General features: G+C 70.8%; 16 protein-coding genes and 1 rRNA gene. All 17 read right to left on the reverse strand.

Translation table 11 applies throughout. The features are described from left to right. Positions 1-6: 6 nt before the first annotated feature. Positions 7-1131 carry a glutamate 5-kinase gene (gene proB, locus TBIS_RS12175; RefSeq protein ID WP_013132693.1) on the reverse strand — a complete coding sequence of 375 codons (1125 nt, stop codon included), beginning with the start codon at positions 1129-1131 and terminating at the stop codon, positions 7-9. A gap of 10 nt (positions 1132-1141) precedes the next feature. Further along, positions 1142-2494, reverse strand: coding sequence for a GTPase ObgE (gene obgE / locus TBIS_RS12180; RefSeq protein ID WP_013132694.1), 1353 nt, complete (start codon positions 2492-2494; stop codon positions 1142-1144). An 84-nt stretch (positions 2495-2578) separates the two neighbouring features. Further along, positions 2579-2836, reverse strand: a complete 258-nt coding sequence (rpmA, locus tag TBIS_RS12185; RefSeq protein ID WP_013132695.1) for a 50S ribosomal protein L27 — start codon at positions 2834-2836, stop codon at positions 2579-2581. 49 nt (positions 2837-2885) lie between these two features. Further along, positions 2886-3200, reverse strand: a complete 315-nt coding sequence (rplU, locus tag TBIS_RS12190; RefSeq protein ID WP_013132696.1) for a 50S ribosomal protein L21 — start codon at positions 3198-3200, stop codon at positions 2886-2888. A gap of 181 nt (positions 3201-3381) precedes the next feature. Then, the gene (locus TBIS_RS12195) at positions 3382-6354 is read right to left on the reverse strand and encodes a ribonuclease E/G (RefSeq protein WP_013132697.1); all 2973 of its coding nucleotides are present in this window, start codon (positions 6352-6354) and stop codon (positions 3382-3384) included. Between the two features lie 174 nt (positions 6355-6528). Then, positions 6529-7254, reverse strand: coding sequence for a TIGR03936 family radical SAM-associated protein (locus TBIS_RS12200; protein ID WP_013132698.1), 726 nt, complete (start codon positions 7252-7254; stop codon positions 6529-6531). Positions 7255-7347: 93 nt separating this feature from the next. Beyond that, positions 7348-9270 (reverse strand): TIGR03960 family B12-binding radical SAM protein, encoded by a 1923-nt coding sequence (locus TBIS_RS12205; protein ID WP_013132699.1) that lies wholly within the window; start codon positions 9268-9270, stop codon positions 7348-7350. Positions 9271-9651: 381 nt separating this feature from the next. After that, positions 9652-10812, reverse strand: coding sequence for a rod shape-determining protein RodA (rodA, locus tag TBIS_RS12210; protein ID WP_013132700.1), 1161 nt, complete (start codon positions 10810-10812; stop codon positions 9652-9654). Between the two features lie 6 nt (positions 10813-10818). Beyond that, a complete protein-coding gene (gene mrdA / locus TBIS_RS12215; protein WP_013132701.1) occupies positions 10819-12879 on the reverse strand; it encodes a penicillin-binding protein 2 in 2061 nt (686 codons plus the stop codon). Next, positions 12876-13388: a rod shape-determining protein MreD gene (gene mreD / locus TBIS_RS12220; RefSeq protein ID WP_013132702.1), complete on the reverse strand. Its 513-nt coding sequence runs from the start codon at positions 13386-13388 to the stop codon at positions 12876-12878. Before mreD ends, mrdA begins: the two co-directional genes overlap by 4 nt. Further along, positions 13389-14489, reverse strand: a complete 1101-nt coding sequence (gene mreC, locus TBIS_RS12225; RefSeq protein ID WP_013132703.1) for a rod shape-determining protein MreC — start codon at positions 14487-14489, stop codon at positions 13389-13391. A gap of 223 nt (positions 14490-14712) precedes the next feature. Then, complete coding sequence (mreB, locus tag TBIS_RS12230) at positions 14713-15744, reverse strand: rod shape-determining protein (protein ID WP_013132704.1); 1032 nt, start codon at positions 15742-15744, stop codon at positions 14713-14715. 198 nt (positions 15745-15942) lie between these two features. Next, positions 15943-16353, reverse strand: coding sequence for a nucleoside-diphosphate kinase (gene ndk / locus TBIS_RS12235; protein WP_013132705.1), 411 nt, complete (start codon positions 16351-16353; stop codon positions 15943-15945). 119 nt (positions 16354-16472) lie between these two features. Beyond that, on the reverse strand, positions 16473-18032 hold the full coding sequence (locus TBIS_RS12240; protein ID WP_013132706.1) for a hypothetical protein: 1560 nt from the start codon (positions 18030-18032) through the stop codon (positions 16473-16475). Positions 18033-18043: 11 nt separating this feature from the next. Next, the gene (locus TBIS_RS12245) at positions 18044-18400 is read right to left on the reverse strand and encodes a DUF4233 domain-containing protein (protein ID WP_013132707.1); all 357 of its coding nucleotides are present in this window, start codon (positions 18398-18400) and stop codon (positions 18044-18046) included. Continuing rightward, positions 18397-19743 carry a bifunctional folylpolyglutamate synthase/dihydrofolate synthase gene (locus TBIS_RS12250; protein WP_013132708.1) on the reverse strand — a complete coding sequence of 449 codons (1347 nt, stop codon included), beginning with the start codon at positions 19741-19743 and terminating at the stop codon, positions 18397-18399. Before TBIS_RS12250 ends, TBIS_RS12245 begins: the two co-directional genes overlap by 4 nt. Before the next feature lie 1059 nt (positions 19744-20802). Beyond that, a 16S ribosomal RNA gene (locus TBIS_RS12255) occupies positions 20803-22345 on the reverse strand. Positions 22346-22358: the final 13 nt, after the last annotated feature.

The following is a 22358-nucleotide window of genomic DNA, read 5'->3' on the forward strand; positions in this document are numbered from 1 at the left end:
CTCCCGTCACTCGTCGTGTGGATCCAGTATGACGATGTCGTCCCGGTGGATCAGCTCACGCTGGTACTCGGGGCCGAGCGCGCGCGCCAGCTCCCGCGTGGACCGGCCGAGCAACTCGGGGATCTCGGCCGCATCGTAGTTCACCAGCCCTCGCGCCACCCGGGTACCGGACAGATCGCACAGATCGACCGGATCACCGGCGGCGAAGTCGCCCTCGACCTTGACCACGCCGGCGGGCAGCAGGGACTTGCGGCGCAGGACCACGGCGGCCACCGCGCCGTCGTCGAGGTAGAGCCGGCCGCGGCCGGTGGTGGCGTGGGCGAGCCAGAGCAGCCGGGTGCCCGGGCGCCGGCCGCTCGGGTGGAAGAACGTTCCGACCTCGGCGCCGGCGAGGGCCTGGGCCGCGTACGCGGCCGCGGTGAGCACCACGGGCACCCCCGCACCGGTGGCGATCCGCGCCGCCTGCACCTTCGTGATCATCCCGCCGGTGCCGACGCGGCCGGAGGTGCCGAGCTCCACGCCCTTCAGGTCCTCCGGCCCCCGGACCTCGGTGATCCGGCGGGCGCCGGGACGCCGGGGATCGCCGTCGTAGAGGGCGTCGACGTCGGAGAGCAGCACCATCCCGTCGGCGTGGACGAGGTGGGCCACGAGCGCGGCGAGCCGGTCGTTGTCCCCGAACCGGATCTCGTCGGTGGCGACCGTGTCGTTCTCGTTCACGATCGGGACGATGCCGAGCTCGAGCAGCTTGGTGAGGGTCCGCTGGGCGTTGCGGTGGTGGGACCTGCGCATCATGTCGAAGGCGGTGAGCAGCACCTGCCCCACGCGCAGGCCGTACCGGGCGAACGACGAGGTGTACCGGGCGACGAGCAGCCCCTGCCCGACCGAGGCGGCCGCCTGCTGGAGCGCGAGGTCCTTCGGCCGGTCCTTCAGCCCCAGCGGGCCGAGGCCGGCCGCGATGGCGCCGGACGAGACGAGCACGATCTGGGTGCCGTCCAGCCTGCGGCGGGCGAGCACGTCGACGAGCGCGTCGATCCGGTCGACATCGATGGTGCCCTGGTCGGTCGTGAGCGAGGACGACCCGACCTTGACGACGAGCCGTTGGGCCGTGCCGATCCGACTCCTGTCCGCCATCACGCCCCCGTTAGCTGATCCTGCTGTCCGTACCCCGGGGTCCCAGGACACGCGGCGGCCCGCTCTCCGACGGATGCCAGTCGAACACGTAGCCGCCCTCCAGCGGGCCGATGATCACTTCGGCGCCGGGGCGCGCCCCGGCCTTCTCCAGCGCCTCGTCGACGCCGAGCCGCTCCAGGCGGTCGGCGAGGTAGCCGACGGCCTCGTCGTTGCCGAAGTCGGTCTGCCGGATCCACCGCTCCGGCTTCTCCCCGGTCACCTGGAACACGTTGTCGCCGATCTGCCGCACGGTGAAGCCGGGATCGCCGAGCGGCTTGGGGCGGATGATCTGCCGCGTCGGCTCCTCGGGCGGCCGGCTCGCCCGCGCCTGCTCGACCATCTCGGCCATCGCGAACGCCAGCGGCCTGAGCCCCTCCCGGCTGACCGCGGAGACCGCGAAGACCCGCAAGCCCCGCTCCTCGAACATGGGCCGGACGAACTCGGCGAGCTCCCGCGCCTCGGGCACGTCGACCTTGTTGAGCACGACCATGCGCGGCCGGTCCTGCAGCCTGCCGTACGCGGCGAGCTCGGCCTCGATCACCTCGAAGTCGCTCACCGGGTCGCGGTCCGGCTCCATCGTGGCGCAGTCGAGCACGTGCACGATCGTGGAGCAGCGCTCGATGTGGCGGAGGAAGTCGTGGCCCAGGCCCTTGCCCTGGGAGGCTCCGGGGATCAGCCCGGGCACGTCGGCGACGGTGAACACCGACTCACCGGCGGTCACCACGCCGAGGTTGGGGACGAGCGTGGTGAACGGGTAGTCCGCGATCTTCGGCCGGGCGGCGGAGAGCGAGGCGATGAGGGAGGACTTGCCGGCGTTGGGGAACCCCACCAGCGCCACGTCGGCGACGGTCTTCAGCTCCAGGAGGAGCTCGGCCTCCTCGCCGGGCTCGCCGAGCAGCGCGAACCCGGGCGCCTTGCGCTTCGGGCCGGCCAGGGCGGCGTTGCCGAGCCCGCCGGCGCCGCCCCGGGCGGCCACGTACCGGGTGCCGATACCGACGAGGTCGACCAGGACCTCGCCGGTCTTGGCGTCCTTGACCACGGTGCCGTTCGGGACCGGGAGGACGAGGTCCTCACCGCGCGCCCCGTCCTTGTGCGATCCCATGCCCGGCCGGCCGTTGCCGGCCCGCCGGTGCGGGCGGCGGTGGTAGTCGAGCAGGGTGGACGTGCTCGCGTCCACCTCGAAGATCACGTCACCGCCGCGGCCGCCGTTGCCGCCGTCGGGCCCGCCGAACGGCCGGTACTTCTCCCGGTGGATGGAGGCGCAGCCGTTGCCGCCGTCACCCGCCTTGACGTACACCACGACGCGGTCCACGAATTCGGCCATCAGCTGCTTTCCCTCCAGCGAAAAACGATGAGGCGGATCGAAAGGCCGATCCGCCTCATCGGTACGCGTCAGCTTCCGGGCGGATCACTCCGCGACCGGGATGATGCTCACGGCACGACGGCCGCGCTTGCGGCCGAACTGCACGTGACCGGCTACCAGCGCGAACAGCGTGTCGTCGCCGCCGCGCCCGACGTTGTCACCCGGGTGGAAGTGCGTGCCACGCTGGCGCACGAGGATCTCACCGGCGTTCACGAACTGACCACCGAAGCGCTTCACACCGAGGCGCTTGGAGATCGAATCGCGGCCGTTCCGGGTGGACGATGCGCCCTTCTTGTGTGCCATGACTCACTCCCTATCGGGGGTAATCGGGGGTCTCGTCCCCCGGGGATACCTACTGTCCGGGGTTGATGGCCGTGACCTTCAGCCTGGTGTAGCGCTGGCGGTGGCCCTGCCGCTTCTTGTACCCGGTCTTGCTCTTGTACTTGAGAATGCGGATCTTGGGACCCTTGACCTCGCCGAGGATCTCGGCCGTCACCTGGTACTTGCTCAGCGTGGCGGCGTCGGTGGTGACATCGCCGTCGTTGACGACGAGCACCGCCGGCAGCGACACCGTGGAGCCCACCTCGCCGGCGATCCTGTCTACCTCGAGGACGTCCCCGACGGAGACCTTCTCCTGCCTGCCGCCGCAACGAACGATCGCGTACACCGCGAAACCCTTCTCCTGGCTAACTGCTGAGATGCCGCGCCCCGCATCCAGCTGTCGGTAACACGACCGGCGATCCGGGCAGGCGCGCGAAACCAAGCGCGCCACTCAGGCGCGCCGGTTGCCTAGGGTACCGGATGACCGGCTCCTAGGTCGAACCGGGCGGAGCGCCGGGGTGGTTTCCTTACTCCGCCGCCTTTCCGCGGGAGCGCCGCCCCTCACGGGCGCGCCCGGCCGCGGCACCGTCATCGACGGGGATGGAATCGGTGACGGTCTCCCGCACGGTGCTGGTGGCCGCGACCACCGACGTGCTCTTGTTCTCGGCGGCGGCGGCGAGCTTCTCGGCCACGGCCTTCTCGATCGCCATCTTGCCCTGCGTGCCGCGCGGCTCCGGCTTCTCGACCGGCTCGGACGAGATGATGATGCCCCGGCCGTTGCAGCACTCGCAGGGCGTCGAGAACGCCTCGAGCAGGCCCTGCCCGACCCGCTTCCGGGTCATCTGGACCAGGCCGAGCGAAGTGACCTCCGCGACCTGGTGCTTGGTCCGGTCACGGGACAGGCACTCGAGCAGCCGCCGGAGCACCAGCTCGCGGTTGCTCTCGAGCACCATGTCGATGAAGTCGATGACGATGATGCCGCCGATGTCCCGGAGCCGGAGCTGGCGGACGATCTCCTCCGCCGCCTCCAGGTTGTTCCGGGTGACGGTCTCCTCGAGGTTGCCGCCCTGGCCGGTGAACTTGCCGGTGTTGACGTCGATGACCGTCATCGCCTCGGTCTGGTCGATCACCAGCGAACCACCGGAGGGCAGCCAGACCTTCCGCTCCAGCGCCTTGGCGATCTGCTCGTCGATCCGGTAGGCGGTGAAGACGTCGGTCTCCTCGTCCCACTTCTTCAGCCGATCGAGCAGGTGCGGCGCGACGTAGCGGACGTACTCCTCGACCGTGTTCCACGCCTCGTCGCCCTGGACGATCAGCGTGCTGAAGTCCTCGTTGAAGATGTCCCGGACCACCCGGATCATCAGGTCGGGCTCGCCGAGCAGCAGCTCCGGCGGGCTGGCCGTCTTCGCCTTGCGCTGGATGCTCTCCCATTGCGCGGCGAGCCGGGCCACGTCGCGGCTGAGCTCCTCCTCGGTGGCGCCCTCGGCCGCGGTACGGACGATCACCCCGGCGTTCTCCGGCATCACCTTGCGGAGGATCTGCTTGAGCCTGGCCCGCTCCTTGTCCGGGAGCTTCCGGGAGATCCCGGTCATCGAGCCGTCCGGCACGTAGACGAGGTACCGGCCGGGCAGGGTGATCTGCGACGTGAGCCTGGCCCCCTTGTGGCCGATGGGGTCCTTGGTGACCTGGACCAGCACCGACTGGCCGGACTTCAGCGCCGCCTCGATCCGCTTGGGCTGGCCCTCCAGGCCCGCGGAGTCGAAGTTCACCTCGCCGGCGTACAGCACCGCGTTGCGCCCCTTGCCGATGTCGACGAAGGCCGCCTCCATCGAGGGGAGCACGTTCTGCACCTTGCCCAGGTACACGTTGCCGACGTATGACCGGTTCGACTCACGGTCCACGTAGTGCTCGACGAGCACGCCGTCCTCGAGCACCGCGACCTGGGTCCGGCCGGCATTGCGGCGGATGATCATGATGCGCTCGACGGACTCCCGCCGGGCGAGGAACTCCGACTCGGTGAGGATCAGCGGGCGCCGGCGGCCGAGCTCCCGGCCCTCCCGGCGGCGCTGCTTCTTCGCCTCGAGCCGGGTGGACCCGCGGACGCCCTGCACCTCGTCGAGCAGGCTCGAGCTCGGCTTGGCCGTACGGGGCGCCCGGATGCGGATCACCGTGTTCGGCGGATCGTCGGGCGTCGGCTCGATCTCCTCGGTGGACCGGCGGCGGCGGCGACGGCGGCGGCGCGACGTCCCGGTGGCCTGCTCCGCTTGCGCGGCCTGCTGCTCGGTGGCGGTCTCAGAGGTGGTCTCGGCCGGCTGCTCCTCGGCCTCGGCCTGCTCAGTGGAGGTCTGCTCAACGGAGGTCTGCTCGGCGGCGGGCTCCTCCTCCGCCGGCCGCTCCTCCTCGGCGGCCGCCCCGGAGCGTCCGGCGGCCTCGGCCGATGTCTTCTCCGGCTCGGGCTCCGGCTCCTGGGCCTCGGTCTCGGCCGCCTCCTTGGCCCGGGACCGGCCCCGGCCGCCACGGCGGCGGCGCCGGCGGCGCGGCGTGGCGGTCTCCTCGCCTGCCTCCTCCGCGCGCTCGGCCTCGGCGTGGTCCTCGGCCTCCTCCGGCTCGTCCGACGCGGCCCGGCGCGAGAGCGGTATGGCGGCCGCCGGGTCGGGCGGCTGGAAGATCGGCTGGAACAGCGACGCCGGTGACTGGAACGTCACCTTGGGGACCGCCGGGCGCTCCGCGGAGTTGTTGAAGCCGAACGGATCGGTCACCACGTCGGGCCGGACCACACCGGTGGACCGCTCCGCGGCCGGCTCGCCCTCCCGGGCCTCGGTGGCCGCGGCCCCGGGCTCGGCAGGCTCCTCACCGTGGGCGTCCTCCGCCGGGCCGATCCGCAGGGCGGTCGCGACCTCCTCCACGGCGGCGGTCATCACGCTCGGCACGGCCTGGCCGGACCGGGTTCTCCTTCTGATCCGGCGCCGCCTGGTCGGCGAGGCCCCCGATTCGGTCCGCTCACCCGCGAGGGCCGGCTGCGCGGACTCCGCGCGGTCGTCCTCCGGCTCCGCGGTCCCGGCCTCCGGCTCGGCCGATGCCGCCCGGGCCGCCTCATCGGCCACGGGCTCGGGTCTTGCGCTCTGCTCCGCCGCCCCGCCGGCGGTCTTCTCCGCCGGCTCGGTGGCGGGCCGCTCGGCGGCCGGTGCGCTCTCCTCGTCCTCGACCGCTCCAGCGCTGCGCCGGGCGCCCTTGATCGGGCGCGCGACCGGCTCACTCACCTTGTGGTCCGCCCCGGCGGGCACCGTGGTCACCTGTACCGGCGGCGGCACGTCCTCGGGCTCGGGCGGCGGCCCGGCCGGTCGGCTCGCGGCCCGCCGGCGCGGCCTCGCCGCACGCGCCTCCGGCTCGGACGGAGCCTCGCTCGCCCCCGAGCCGTTGTCACGGTCTTCTGTTGTGGCGTCTGTTATCGCGTCACGATCAGAGCTCACAGCCCTGTCGAAGGGCTCGTTTTCGAGCATGCGGGCGTTCTCCCGTCAGCCTCCGGGCGCATCCGGGCGCCGCACGGAGGCTCTCGTCTCTCGAATCCGCCGGGCTCCCCAGCGGGGCCGCGGCGGCAAGTCTTCCCGTACGGTCGTGTCCGGTGGATCGGGGCACTGAGCACGGCGCCTCGAGACAAATCCACCCAACACTCCTTAATCAGATCCGGCACGATCGCTCGCGAACGGGTCGGCGGGCTCACCGGTCACCTCGTCGAGCGGCCCCTGCGCCAGCCTGGTCACCTCCGGGGGCGACGGCGGCTCGAAGCCGGCCACCAGACGCAGCCCAGTGAGCACATCGTCGGGCCGGACGGCGGGTGTGTCGTGCCGAACAACCATACGAAGTATGACACAGACAGGAACAGTCTCCTGGCCTGCTGTATTTCCCGGGTTGCCAAGGGTGAGCGACAGAACGGCCTGACGGGCGTCGAAGCGGCGCATCCCCTTTTTCGTCATGCGCTCGACCTCGACCCGGTCGGCGGTGAGGAACTCCTTCACCGCCCGCTCGGCCGCGGCCGGATCGGCGTCCGGAAGCCGGACCTCCCACACCGAGGCCTCCAGCCGATCGGCGAGGTTGCCGCCCCGCGCCTCGACGACCTCGATCACGTCGATCCCCGCGGGCAGGGAGGCATCGAGATCGTCACGGACCCGCCGTGGGTCGCACGGCTCGCTGACCGCGATCTCGAGGTACTCCGCCTCACTCGCCACCGCGGTGGGGGCTGCGCTGGCGTACGAGATCCTCGGGTGCGGGGTGAACCCACCGCTGTACGCCACCGGGATCCCGGCCCGCCGTACGGCTCTCTCCATGGCACGCGAGATGTCCCGGTGGCTCGCGAAGCGCATGCGGCCCCGCTTCGCGTACCGCACCCTCAAGCGCTGCACCACCGGCTCGGCCGGCCCATCGGGAACTGGTCTCAGGGTCTCGCCGTCCTTCCGGTCCGTCGGCTGTCTTTCACGTCGCCGCCGTCGCGCCGATCAGCGCACGATCAGCGGCAGCAGTTTCTTCCCGGTCGGGCCGATCTGGATCTCCGTCCCCATGGTGGGGCAGACACCGCAGTCGTAGCACGGCGTCCAGCGGCAGTCCTCGACCTCGCGCTCGTTGAGCGCGTCCTGCCAGTCCTGCCAGAGCCACTCACGATCCAGACCGGCGTCGAGGTGGTCCCAGGGGAGCACCTCGTGCTGGTCGCGCTCGCGCGTCGTGTACCACGCGACGTCGACCGGCTCGTCCGCGAGCGCCCGCTCCGCGGCCTTCATCCACCGCTCGAAGGAGAAGTGCTCGCTCCACCCGTCGAAGCGGCCGCCGTCCTCCCACACCGCGCGGATGACCTTGCCGACCCGGCGGTCACCGCGGGAGAGCAGGCCTTCGATGATCGAGGGCTTGCCGTCGTGGTAGCGGTAGCCGATCGCCCGGCCGTACTCCTTGTCGGCGCGGAGCGCGTCGCGGAGGGCGCGCAGGCGGCGATCCACGGTCTCGTGGTCGCACTGCGCGGCCCACTGGAAGGGAGTGTGCGGCTTGGGCACGAACCCGCCGATCGACACCGTGCAGCGGATGTCCTTGGACCCGGTGACCTCCCGGCCCGCCTTGATCACCTTCCGGGCGAGGTCGGCGATGGCGAGCACGTCCTCGTCCGTCTCGGTGGGCAGCCCGCACATGAAGTAGAGCTTCACGTGCCGCCACCCCTGGGCGTACGCCGTGGTGACCGTGCGGATCAGGTCCTCCTCGGTGACCATCTTGTTGATCACCTTGCGCATCCGCTCGGTCCCGCCCTCCGGGGCGAAGGTGAGCCCGGAACGGCGCCCGTTCCGCGAGAGCTCGTTGGCCAGGTCGATGTTGAACGCGTCCACGCGGGTGGACGGGAGCGACAGGCCGACGTGCGTGCCCTCGTACCGGTCGGCGAGGCCCTTGGTGATGTCCCGGATCTCCGAGTGGTCCGCGCTCGAGAGCGAGAGCAGGCCCACCTCGCTGAAACCGGACTCCTCAAGGCCGACCCGGACCATCTCGCCGATCGTGGTGATCGACCGCTCCCGCACCGGCCGGGTGATCATGCCGGCCTGGCAGAAGCGGCATCCCCGGGTGCACCCGCGGAAGATCTCCACGCTGTAGCGCTCGTGCACTGTCTCGGCCAGCGGGACGAGCGGCTTCTTCGGGTAGGGCCACTCGTCGAGGTTCATGACCGTGTGCTTGTACACGCGCGACGGCACGCCGGGGCGGTTCGGGACGACCCGCTTGATCCGGCCGTCCGGGTGGTACTCGACGTCGTAGAACTTGGGGACGTACACCCCGCCGGTGGAGGCGAGCCGCATCAGCAGCTCGTCGCGGCCGCCTGGCGAGCCCTCGCTCTTCCACTCGCGCACGATCTCGGTGATCGCGATGACGATCTGCTCGCCGTCGCCGAGCACTGCGGCGTCGATGAAGTCGGCGATGGGCTCGGGGTTGAACGCGGCGTGGCCCCCGGCCAGCACGATCGGGTCCTCGTCGGTCCGCTCCACCGCGTTGAGCGGGATCCCCGCCAGGTCGAGCGCGGTGAGCAGGTTCGTGAAGCAGAGCTCGGAGGCGAACGACACGCCGAGGATGTCGAAGGCGCGGACCGGCCGGTGCGCGTCGACCGTGAACTGCGGGAGGCCCTCGGCCCGCATGAGCGCCTCAAGGTCGGGCCAGACGGCGTAGGTCCGCTCGGCCAGCGTCCCGGGCAGCTCGTTCAGGATCTCGTAAAGAATCTGAATACCCTGGTTGGGCAGGCCGACCTCGTACGCGTCCGGGTACATGAGCACCCACCGCACGGTCGCCTCGTCCCAGTCCTTGACGGTCGAGTTCAGCTCGCCACCGACGTACTGAATGGGCTTCTGCACCTTGGGCAGGAGCCGTTCCAGGCGGTTGTAGAGCGACTCGACTGACATGACTTCAGGGTATCGGCTCTCCGCCGGAGAACATGCCGTCCAGGCCGCACACCTGACCGGATCGCCCGCATTTGCCCTGCCTGCGGCATGGAAAATTCCGCGCGGCCAGGTCGCGAGCGCGCCGACGTGTTCCCGCATGCCGGCCGCGAGCGTGCCGCGGTATTCCGCGCAGCCCGGCGGCGCGCCGCTGGATTCCGCCGAGGCCGGCCGCCAGCGCCCCGCCCTCGTAGGCTCCGCAAGCCGGCCGCGAGCACCTCACCGCCGCATCCCACCACAGGCCGACAGCGGACGGCCGCGCCTCCGGGTGGCGCGCGGCACGCCGTACCCGGACGCGCCGGTCCGCCGCCGGATCCGGCGCGGCGCCCGCTTCGGGACCGCGGGCTACAGCGGGCGGCGCACGTGGATGGCCTGCAGCAGGCCCACCGCGATCATGTTCGCGAAGGTGGCCGTGCCACCGTACGAGACGAACGGCAGCGGTACCCCGGTGATCGGCATGATCCCGATGGTCATGCCGATGTTCACCAGGGACTGGAACGCCAGCCAGGCGACCAGGCCGCCGGCGACGAGCGCGGCGAACCGGTCGTTGCACTCCCGGGCGATCCGCACGCCGCGGAGCAGCACCACGCCGAGCAGGAGCACCAGGGTGACCGAGCCGACGAAGCCGAGCTCCTCTCCGGCCACCGTGAAGATGAAGTCGGTGTGCTGCTCGGGCACGAACCGGCCGGTCGTCTGCCCGCCGTGGAACAGCCCCTTGCCGAACAGCTCCCCGGACCCCACCGCGAGCAGCGCCTGCGTGCTGTTGTAGCCGATGCCGCGCGGGTCGGTGGAGGGGTCCATCAGCGCGGTGAACCGCGCCATCTGGTACGGCTTGAGCAAGTTGAGGTGCCAGACCGCCACCGCGGTGAGCACGCCCGCGGCCAGCCCGGCGAAGATGAACCGTTTGCGCAGACCGGAGAACACGATCATCGCGCCCATGGTCGCGGTCAGCATGATCGTGGTACCGAGGTCGGGCTGGCACATGACGAGGAACGCCGTGACGCCCCAGACCGCGATGCAGTACGCGACGTTGACGTAGCGCGGGCGGTCCTTGGTCCCCTCGGCCGTGGGGGTGAGCAGGCTCGCCGCCATCACCACGAGCGCCGGCTTCGCCAGCTCGGCGGGCTGTACGGCGAAGCCCCCGCCGAGCTGGATCCACGACCGGGTGTTGTTGATCGTCGCCCCGAGCGGGGTGAGGACCAGCACCAGACCGGCGAGGGCGACGCCGTAGATCAGCGGCGCCCACCGGCGCAGCCAGCGGTAGTCGACCACCGACACCACGCTGTAGAGGGCGAGGCCGGCGCACACGTTGATCACGTGCTTCTTGGCGAGCGCGGTCGGCTCGGCCGAGTCCCAGGTCCGGGTGGACGACCAGACCAGGAGCGTGCCGAGCACGCTCAGCGCGAGGACCGCGCCGAAGAGCACTCCGTCCATCCGCCGGAGCGGCGAGCTCCGGCCCACGGCCCGCCGGACGAACGACGAGCGCGCCCGCAGGGTCTCAGCCATGGCACCTCACTGAACGGCCGCCCCGTCCTTGATCACCGGAAGCCGGGCCGGGGGCTGCCCGCCCGGCAGCGCCGGCTTGCGCGGCTTGCCGTTCTCGTCCTTGCCGATGCCGTAGATGCCCTCCCAGATCCGCCGCGCCGCGGGGGCCGCGGTCGACGCGCCCCAGCCGCCCTGGGAGACCACGACCACGGTCACCAGGCGCGGGTCCTCGGCCGGTGCGAACGAGGCGAACCACGACGTGTCCGCCTTGCCCCAGACCTCGGCCGTGCCGGTCTTCCCGCCGACGTTCACCTGGTCGAACGGGAAGCCGCGGAACGCGCCGGCGGCCGTTCCGTCGGAGGCGACCTCGCTCAGGGCCTTGCGGATGTAGTTGCGCACCTCGTCGCTGATCGGCAGCTTGCCCTCGACGGGAACCGGGATCTCCCGGACGAGCGTGCCGTCCGGCCGGAAGAGCGCCCAGCCGACGCGCGGGCTGCGCAGCTTCCCGTCGCCGACCAGCGCGGCGTACGCCCGGGCGAGCTGGAGCGGGGTGACGAGCACGTCACCCTGCCCGATGGAGAAGTTCACCGCCTCGTAGGCGTGGAAGATGTGGCCCTCGACGCAGTTCTCGTGGGCGAGGCGCTTGGCGAAGGCGGCACGGGCCTTGTCCTTCATCTCCGGGTAGCCGGTCTTCGCCCGCCGGCACATCTCGTCCCGGGTCGACCGCCACAGGTCGAGCTTCCACCGCCGGTCCGGGATCAGGCCCGCGGCCTCGCCGGGCAGGTCGATGCCGGTGCGGCGGCCGAACCCGAAGGCGCGCGCCATGTTCGCCATGGTCTCCTTGGCGCCGGGCTTGGCCGTGTTGCCGCCGTCCTTGCGCCACATCTCGTGGCCCGCCCGGTAGAACACGGTGTCGCACGACTTGACCAGGGCGGTGTGCAGGGTGATGGACCCGAGGCTCATCCCGCCCGCGTTGCTGTACGCGCGGCCCTCCGCGGTGTACGAGCTCGGGCACGGGTAGGTGCCGTGCAGCGGGTACCCGTCGGCCACCATCGCCGCGACCGAGCTGATCTTGAAGGTGGAGCCGGGGGCGTACTCACCGCGGATCGCCCGGGAGATGAGCGGCTTGCCCGACTTCTCGGACAGCAGCCGCTGGTACTCCTTCTCGGAGATGCCACCGGTCCACACCGCGGGGTCGTAGGTGGGCCGGCTCGCCATGGCGATCACCCGGCCGGTCTTCACGTCGAGCACCACGGCCGCGGCCCCGTCGGCCTGCGGCGCGTCCCGCATCGCCTGGTCGAGCGACTTCTCCACGATGGACTGGACCCGCGCGTCGATGCTGGTGACCAGGATGTCGCCGGGCACGGGCGCGACCCGCTCCTGCTCCGCGATGACCTTGCCCATCCGGTCCACCTGGACCCGGCGCAGGCCGGGCTTGCCGCGCAGCTCCGCGTCGTAGGTGGCCTCGAGGCCGTCACGGCCGGTGAGGTCCACGCCGGAGAAGCTCGCCTTGAGGCCTTCGCGCTGCTCGAGCTCCTTCTGGGTGACGGGCTGCAGGTAGCCGAGGAGCTGGGCGGCGTCCTTGCCGTTCGGGTAGTCGCGGACCGCCTGGATCTCCGCGGTCACCCCGGGGAACTCCTCCTGGCGCTCCAGGATCTGCATCGCCTGGCGCGGGTTCACCCGGTCGGTGATCGGGATCGGGGTGTACGGCGACCCCGGCCAGCAGGGCTTGGACACGCCGGGACCGCACGCCCGGATGCGCTCCTTGATCCGCTCGTACGGCATGCCGATGACGGACGAGAGCTTCCGGAGCACCGCCTCCCCGCCGTCCGGCATGCGCTCCAGCCGGGACCGGTCGACCGAGACCACCAGGGTGGTGCGGTTGCGGACCAGCGGGCGGCCGGACGAGTCGAGGATGGCCCCGCGGAGGGCGGGCGTCCGCACCTCACGGGTCCGGACCTCGGCCGCCAGCGTCACGTACCGTGGCCCCTGCACCACCTGGACCTGCCAGAGCCGGACCACCAGCACCACGAGCATGGCGATGATCAGCACCTGCAGGCCGAAGAGCCGTCCCCGCAACCGTGTCATGCGGTCCCCCGTCTCCAGTTCGTGACCAACCGGGTGCCGCCGCTCCGCCTCCGGCCCTGGTGGAGGCCGCCCACCGCCCACAGCACGGCGGGGAGCACGATGAGATCGCACAGGGCCTCCCGTGGCCATGCGGTGCGGAGCGTCTCCCACGTCGCCCCGGGGGTGCCGAGGAGCGCGCCCACCCCGAGGACCAGGGCGGGCGCGGCCACGGTGCACAGCGCCACCGTGACGAGCGGGAGCTGCCCGCCCACCCGGCCGGCCACGTAGCCCAGCGCGCACAGCACCAGGGCGTACTGGCCGAGCGTGTGGTCGGAGGGCGGGAGCAGGTCGTAGGCGAGCCCGCCGAAGAAGCCGATCACCGCGCCGGCCACCGGATCGCGGAACACGGCGAGGGAGAGGACGACGAGGATCACCAGGTCGGGCGCGAACCTGCCGAACAGCGGGTTCACCACGCTCACCTGGAGCACCAGCGCGGCGAAGAGGAGCAGCGCAGCGGTCAGGTTCCTCATTCAGGCCCTCCCGTCCTCACGCCGGTCGCCGGACGGTGCGCCGCGGCGCGCCGCCGGCCGGGCGTCCTCGTCCGCCGATTCCTCGTCGCCGAGCGGCCCGAGGTCCCCGGCCTCGCCGTCGCGGCCGCGCCGGTCGGCCAGGGCGTCGTCCGCGGACGCGGCGGCCTCCCGCCGCCGTTCCCGCTCCCGGGCCTCCGCGCGCCGGTCCGCGGCGTCGTCCCGCCGGGGCTCCGGCGGGAGCACGGCGTCGCGCGGATCGCGCTTGGGTCCCTCGACCACCACCCCCACCACGTCGAGGGTGGAGAAGTCGGTGAACGGCCGGACGTAGGCGGTCCTGACGAGATCCCCCGGTGTGTTCTCCACCCGCTCGATCACACCGATCGGCACGCCGGCGACGTACGGCCGGCTGCGCAGCGACCCCATGGACACGAGCCGGCGGCCGGCGCTGAGCGACACGGTCGAGTCGAGGGCGCGGAACTTCACGAAGTTGTCGCCGCCCCCGGCCTCGCCGAGGCCGCTCACCACCCCGATCTCGTTGCCGCCCTCCAGCCGGGCCCCCACGGAGACGGACGGGTCGGTGAGCAGCGCGACCGTGGACATGTCCGCACCGGCGCGGACCACGCGGCCGACCAGACCGTGCTCGGAGAGCACCGTCATGTCGGCGCGCACCCCGTCCTTCGTCCCCGCGTCGATCTCGACGGTCTCCGCGAATCCGGGGATGGACCGCCGGGCGATCACCACGGCGGGGACGACGCGGTAGCGGCCGAGACCGGCGAGCCCGAGCATCCGGTCGAGCTTCGCGGCTCGGCTGCCGTCCAGGCGCTGCGCCGCCAGTTCACTCCTGAGCCGGGCGTTCTCCTTGCGCAGATCGGCGATGGCCTGCCGCGCTCCCGGTGCGTCGCGGACCATGCCGACGAACTCGGTGATCGGCCTGGCGACCGCCGCGCCGGCCCGCTCGAACGGCCCGAAGAGCGCGGCCACCGTCTCACGTACGGGACCGAGGACGTGCCCCTGCCCGGCCCGTCGGTCGACCGTGATCAGGACCAGCGCGGCGACGATGAGCAGGCCGAGCGCCAGACGGGCACGTCGGGTCTCTCTCATGACCGCTCCTTACTCATTGGGCTCGGTGTGCGGGCCCGCTCGCCATGGCGGCGCGGAGCGGGCCCGGCCCTGGTCGCTGTCTGTCGATGCCGGCGCCCGCCGATACCGGCGTCGGCGGACGCCCGAAACGGGCGAGCCCGGCCGGCCCGCGCACCGGTGCCGGCGAACGGCCGCGGCCCGGCGCGCCGGCGGGCACGGGCGCCCTCGCGCGTGCCCGGCCGGGTTAAGTGGCGGGCTCCTGGATGAGCACCTGCCGGAGCGCTTCGAAGTCCTCGACGCACCGCCCCGAGCCCAGGGCCACCGAATCGAGCGCGTTGTCGGCGAGGTGCACCGGCATCCCGGTCTCCTCGCGCAGCCGGTCGACCATGCCGTGCAGCAGGGCGCCCCCGCCGGTGAGCGCGATCCCGCGGTCCATGAGGTCGCCCGAGAGCTCGGGCGGGCACTTGTCCAGCGTGGTCTTGACCGTGTCGATGATCAGGTTGATCGGCTCGGCCAGGGCGCGGCTGATCTCCTCGGCGGAGACGACGACCGTCTTCGGCAGCCCGGTGACCAGGTCCCGGCCGCGGATCTCGGCGTGCATCTCCCTGCCGTTCGGGTGCGCCGACCCGATGGCGATCTTGATCTCCTCCGCCGTGCGGTCTCCCAGCATGAGGGAGTACTCCTTCTTGGCGAAGGCGATGACCGCCTGATCCAGCTCATCGCCGGCGACCCGGATCGACTGGCTGGTCACGATGCCGCCCATGGAGATGATGGCGACCTCGGTGGTGCCGCCGCCGATGTCGACCACCATGTTCCCGGTCGGCTCGTGGACGGGCAGCCCCGCCCCGATCGCGGCCGCCATCGGCTCCTCGATGATGTAGACCCGCCGGGCGCCGGCCTGATAGCCCGCCTCCTTCACCGCGCGCTGCTCGACCGCGGTGATCCCGCTGGGCACGGCGATGACGATCCTGGGGCGGAGCAGGCGCTGACGCCGATGCACCTTTTGGATGAAGTACCTGAGCATCCGTTCGGTGACATCGAAGTCAGCGATGACTCCGTCCTTCAGCGGCTGGACGACCTCGATGTTGGTGGGCGTCCGGCCGATCATCCGTTTCGCCTCTATCCCAACCGCGACGATCTTGCCGGTCTGGACGTTGATCGCGACGACGGAGGGCTCGTTCAGGACGATTCCGCGTCCTCGCGCGTAGACGAGTGTGTTCGCCGTGCCGAGGTCAACCGCCAGGTCACGGCCCAGGAGTGAAAGCTTGCTGCCCATGCGGAAGGAAGCCTTCCTTGCAGGTGGTTAGCCGGGATAACGCATCGCACTCGAATCGTAACCTCGCGTAATCATGACTTGGCACATCGCTCTCTCAGGCCCTGGGAAAATCGCCGGGACCCGGTCCAGGGATCAGTCACCTGTCCGGAAAACTACGAAAGGCCCCGGTTTGAACCGGGGCCTTCGCCATGGCAAGGGCTAGAAACGGTCAGGAAAGAAGATCTTGATTTCCCGGGCCGCGGACTCCGGCGAGTCCGAGCCGTGGACCACGTTCTCGCCGATGCTGAGGGCGAAGTCGCCGCGGATGGTGCCCGGAGCCGCCTTCACCGGATCGGTGGCGCCGGCCAGGGCGCGGAAGGCCTCGATCGCCCGCGGTCCCTCGACGACGAGCGCCACGAGCGGACCGGAGGTGATGAACTCCACGAGCTCGTTGAAGAACGGGCGCTCGGCGTGCTCGGCGTAGTGCGCCTTGGCCGTCTCGGCATCGAGCGTGCGCAGGTCCATCGCCACGATCTTCAGGCCCTTGCGTTCGATGCGGCTGATGACCTCTCCGATGAGACCGCGACGGACCCCGTCCGGCTTGATCAGGACAAGCGTACGCTCGGACACGGCTCTCTCCTTGTTCTCGAACTGCAAAGTCACGATCGCCCCAGCCGCGTCGCGCCCGGCGCCGAACGCGAGCGGACCGCGGGAGCGAGCGGGCTCCGGGAGCCCCAACGCACCGCAGCTTACCGGTCCGAGATCGGCCCTCCGGCCAGACCGCCGCCTTCCTCCGGGGAGCGGGTGGGCGCCGGGATGACCACCTCGCCGTCTCCCCGCGCCGGTTCCGGCCCGGCGGCGGCCGCCGTGGCGGCGCCGCTCCGGCGCGCGAGGAGCGCGGCGAGCACGATGATCGCGACCACCACGAAGCCGGTGGCGAGCGCCCACAGGTGCAGCGCCTCGACGAACCGGTTCACCACCATGAGCTTGGTGGGCACCGCCTCCCCGAGGCCCATGAGCTGGTAGACCTGGGCGGCCGTGCCGAGCAGGAAGCCCGCGAGCACCCCGCCGAGGCAGAGCGCCAGGGCCGCCAGGGCCGAGCCGGGCCGCGCGAGCCGGAACGCGCCGAGCAGCGTCACCGCCGCCCCGGCGGCGAGGAGCGCGAACGGCAGGGTGAGCGGCGCGCCGGACGGCGAGGGCACGATGATCCGGATCGCGGCGAGGCCGGCGACCACCGCCACCAGGCCGAGGGACGGTGCCTTCTCCGCCAGGCTCTCGGGCGCGAGGGCGGTGCCGATGGCCGCGCCGAGCGCCACCACCGCGGCCACCGCGAACGGGATCCACAGCTCCTTCAGCCCCGGGCCGCCGACCCCGCGCAGCTCGATGATGGTGACCTGCGCGGTCGCCGGGAGGATGACCAGCCCGGTCCCGAGGGCGGCGAACGCGGGCGTGCGCCCGCCCCGCGGCTCGGGCGGGAGCAGGGCGCCGAAGGCGAGCAGCACGATCACCGCGGCCACGGCGCCGGCGATCACCAGGTACCAGGGCCAGCCGAAGCTCATGCCGACGCTCAGCGCGGCGACCACGACCCCGAGCAGGCACACCACCACCAGCCGCCGCCGCGCCGCGGCCGGATCCTCGCCGGCCGAGCCGCTGTCCGCGGCGGCGCCGTCCTCGTCGTCCCGGCGGGCGTCACCGGCGATGAGCCAGAGCACGAGGTAGGCGGCGGCGAGCACCAGCGCCACCCCGGTGAGCAGCGGGTACGGCTGGAGCGTGATCCGCCAGGAATCGGCGCCGTCGAGCGGCCACAGCGCGAGCGCCTGAGCGGTGACCATGCTGGCCGCGAGCGCCGCTCCCCAGATCGCGAGCAGGATCCGCCACCGCGGGCGCTCGTAGACCGCGGCGAGGGTGGCGGTGACCAGCACCCCCGCCCCCACCCCGTGGAGGGCCCGGAGCACGCCCACGGTCGCCACGGAGTTCGCGTAGCCGCCGGCGACGTCGGCGAGCGCGAGGACGATGAGCCCGGCCACGGCCATCGGCGCCGCGCGGAACCGGCGTACCGCGAGCATGGCGAGCGGCACGGTCAGCAGCATCGCCGGGAGCGCCAGGCCGTGCATCCGCATCATGTCGATGTGCGAGATGCCGGGCGGAAGTAAGGTCGCCACCAGCGAGATCGTGTTCGGGATCGCCACGACCGCGAGCGGGAGCGCGGCCGCGATGAGCAACCCGATGACGATGTCGAGCAGCAACGGTACGCGTGCGGCACGGACCGCCGTTGCGGTCCGCGACTGCGGAACGGGAGGGACGGCCATGCCTGCCGACTCTAGCGCTTTGTCGCCGTCTCGACACGGTGAGCGACAAATATGGCAGCAATCCACAGGCCGGCGAAGATCGCGCCGAGGACGAACATGACCGGGACGACGAACCCCAGCAGGAACGCGAGCACCTGAACGACGCTCCCGGCGACGTACGCCCAGGGATACCTGAGGAGCCCGGCCACGATCGCGCACCCGAGCGCGAGCCCGATCCCGACCGTCACCGCGAGCGCCGGCTCCACCTTGTTGATCATGATGGCGACCGGGGTGGAGAGGGCGACGACGATCGCCTCCATGCCGAGCACGCTCGCCCCGAGCCGGCGCATGCCCGGGGTCACGGTGAACCGCGTCCTCTTGCCGGTCATCGGCCCGCCTTCAGCAGGATGCCGGCCTCACCGACGGTCACCACGGAACCGGTGACCACCACGCCGGAGTCGAGGGGGTCCCCCTCGTCGGCGAGCGCGACGGCGAGGTCGATCGCCTCGTCGAGCCGGGCCGCCCGGCGGACGCGATCCTCCCCGAAGACCTGCTCCGCCCGCTCGGCGAGTTCCTCCACGCTCATCGAGCGCGGGGAGGAGTTCCGGGTGACCACCAGCACCTCCACGACCGGTTCCATGAGGTCGAGGACCGCGTCGACGTCCTTGTCCCGCATCATCGCGAGCACGGCGATGATCCGGGAGAAGCCGAACGACTCGGTCAGCCCTTCCAGCATGGCCGTCATGCCGTGCGGGTTGTGCGCCGCGTCCAGGATCACGGTGGGGCTGCGGCGCGCCACCTCCAGCCGGCCGGGGCTCTGCACCTCGGCGAAGGCCTGCTGGACCACCTCGCCGCCGAGCGGCTCGTCCCCGCCGGTGAGCGCCTCGACCGCGGCGAGCGCCGTGGCCGCGTTCCCCGCCTGGTGCGCGCCGTACAGCGCGAGGAAGACGTCCTCGTAGACGCCCTTCAGCCCTTGGAGCTGGAGGAGCTGGCCGCCCATCGCGAGGTCGCGGCGGCGGACCCCGAACTCCATCTCCTCGCGCGCGACCGTGGCGCGGACCTCGGCCACGCGCCGCATGAGCACCTCGGCCGCGGGGAGCTGCTGCTTGGCGAGGATGGCCGTCGCGCCCGGCTTGATGATCCCGGCCTTCTCCTTGGCGATCGAGGCGAGGTCGGGTCCGAGGTAGTCGGTGTGGTCGAGCGCGATCGGGGTGATCACCGCGACCGCCGCGTCGGCCACGTTGGTCGCGTCCCAGGCGCCGCCCATGCCCGCTTCGATCACCGCCACGTCGACGGGGGCGTCGGCGAAGGCGGCGTACGCCATCGCGGTGAGCACCTCGAAGAAGCTGAGCTTGCCCACCTTGGCGTCGACCATCTCGATGTAGGGCTCGATGTCGCGGTACACCTCGACGAACCGCTGCGGGCTGAGGGGTTCGCCGTCGACCGCGATGCGTTCGCGCATGGTGATGAGGTGCGGGCTGGTATACCGGCCGACGCGAAGGTTGCGCGCGCGCAACAGCGACTCGATCAGGCGGGCGGTACTGGTCTTGCCGTTGGTCCCCGCGATGTGAATCACCGGGTAGGCCTTGTGCGGATCGCCTAGGAGGTCCATCAACGCCGCGATCCGCTCCAGAGTGGGATCGAACGCCCACTCCACCCCGCGGGCCATGATCGCTTGCTCAACGGCACGGTATTCCACGCCATCAGCGTACGGGCTCGCGGGGAGCGCCATGACCAGGGCCGCGTCCGGGAACCCCGGTGCGCCCTTGGGATTCCCAGGGCGTGCCGACGTCGCCGCGCCTCCCGGAGCCGGGTTCGGGCCGGTACGGCCGCCCGCCGGGCGATCCGGCCCGGCTCCGCTGATGGGCGTGTCCGTGCCGCATGAACGGCACGTTCGGGCCGTGGGAAGGGCACGTCTGGGACGCCCGCGAGACGAGCCCGGCTCAGGCGTCCGGCGATGAAGGCGTGGCTACGGCCTCTTGCTCGCGATCGGAGCGCTTCATCAGAACATTTCCAGATCAGAGCGCTTCCGGCCGGGAGGTGAGCACGTAGATGACGGACCGACGTCAGATCACCGGCCATGAGAACACGGTTCCCCGCCCGAATACGGAACAGAGCCGTCCCAGCCGCGCCGACGATGAAGGCCCAGCGGTGAAGGCATGGTTCCGGCCTCGCCCGTGAACAGAGCGGTTCCGAAGCAGAGCGCTTCCGGCCGGGAGGTGAGCACGTCAGGTCACGGACCGACGTCAGGTCACCGGCCGTGAGAACACGGTTCCCCGCCCGAATACGGAACAGAGCCGTCCCGGCCGCGCCGACGAGGAAGGCCCAGCGGTAAGGGCATGGTTCCGCCCTCGCCCGTGAACAGAGCGGTTCCGAAGCAGAGCACTACCGGCCAGGATGTGAACACGTCAGGTCAAAGACTGAAGTTAAGGTCACGTTTCGTGAGAACGGTCTCCCAGCCGAATCCGGAAAGGAGCGATCCCGTACCGCGCCGGCGATGAAGCGGCGGCGGAGGCGGATGGGCAGATTCGGGAAATGCGACGCCGTGCCCGTTCCCTCAAAACCCGACAGTGTGCCCGACCAGACCACAAACCCCGAAACCGGCTTCCCCACCAGCGGCGGCCGCATAACGACCGCCACAGAAAATGGTCATCACCAGCCCAGGCTCGTGTGCCCGGCCGACTAACCAGCGCTCCACATTCACCCACAAACTCAGCCCCAACTCCAGCCGCCCACCGGTCACAGTGAGCCGGCCCTTTTATCACACAGGGGCTTAAGGGGTGCACCTTAGAAAGGAGGTGATCCAGCCGCACCTTCCGGTACGGCTACCTTGTTACGACTTCGTCCCAATCACCGACCCCACCTTCGACGGCTCCCTCCCCAAGGGGTTGGGCCACCGGCTTCGGGTGTTGCCGACTTTCAGGACGTGACGGGCGGTGTGTACAAGGCCCGGGAACGTATTCACCGCGGCATTGCTGATCCGCGATTACTAGCGACTCCGACTTCATGGGGTCGAGTTGCAGACCCCAATCCGAACTGAGATCGGCTTTCTAAGGATTGGCTCACCCTCACGGGATCGCGACCCGTTGTACCGACCATTGTAGCATGTTTGCAGCCCAAGGCATAAGGGGCATGATGACTTGACGTCATCCCCGCCTTCCTCCGGGTTGACCCCGGCAGTCTCCCATGAGTCCCCACCACCCACAAGGGGCGTGCTGGCAACACAGGATGGGGGTTACGCTCGTTGCGGGACTTAACCCAACATCTCACGACACGAGCTGACGACAGCCATGCACCACCTGTGCCAGGCGCCCGAAGGCACCCCGCATCTCTGCGGGATTTCCCGGCATGTCAAACCTTGGTAAGGTTCTTCGCGTTGCATCGAATTAAGCAACATGCTCCGCCGCTTGTGCGGGCCCCCGTCAATTCCTTTGAGTTTTAGCCTTGCGGCCGTACTCCCCAGGCGGGGCGCTTAACGCGTTAGCTACGGCACGGGAACCGTGGAAAGCCCCCACACCCAGCGCCCAACGTTTACGGCGTGGACTACCAGGGTATCTAATCCTGTTCGCTCCCCACGCTTTCGCTCCTCAGCGTCAGGACTGGCCCAGCAAGCCGCCTTCGCCACCGGTGTTCCTCCTGATATCTGCGCATTTCACCGCTACACCAGGAATTCCGCTTGCCCCTACCAGCCTCAAGCCCGCCCGTATCCGCCGCAGACCCACGGTTGAGCCGTGGGCTTTCACGGCAGACGCGGCAGGCCGCCTACGAGCTCTTTACGCCCAATGAATCCGGACAACGCTCGCGCCCTACGTATTACCGCGGCTGCTGGCACGTAGTTGGCCGGCGCTTCTTCTGCAGGTACACGTCAACTTCGTCCCTGCTGAAAGAGGTTTACAACCCGAAGGCCTTCATCCCCCACGCGGCGTCGCTGCGTCAGGCTTCCGCCCATTGCGCAATATTCCCCACTGCTGCCTCCCGTAGGAGTCTGGGCCGTGTCTCAGTCCCAGTGTGGCCGACCACCCTCTCAGGCCGGCTACCCGTCATCGCCTTGGTAGGCCGTCACCCCACCAACAAGCTGATAGGCCGCGAGCCCATCCCCGGCCGGAACCCCACAAGGGGGAACCTTTCCACCACCACCCATGCGAGCAGCGGTCATATCCGGTATTAATCCCGGTTTCCCAGGGCTATCCCAGAGCCAGGGGCAGGTTGCTCACGTGTTACTCACCCGTTCGCCGCTCGGCTCCACACCCAAAAGAGTGCGGTCCTCGCTCGACTTGCATGTGTTAAGCACGCCGCCAGCGTTCGTCCTGAGCCAGGATCAAACTCTCCACCGATAAACCTCAAACA

This window comes from Thermobispora bispora DSM 43833, from assembly GCF_000092645.1.
GTDB classification, from domain to species: Bacteria; Actinomycetota; Actinomycetes; order Streptosporangiales; family Streptosporangiaceae; genus Thermobispora; species Thermobispora bispora.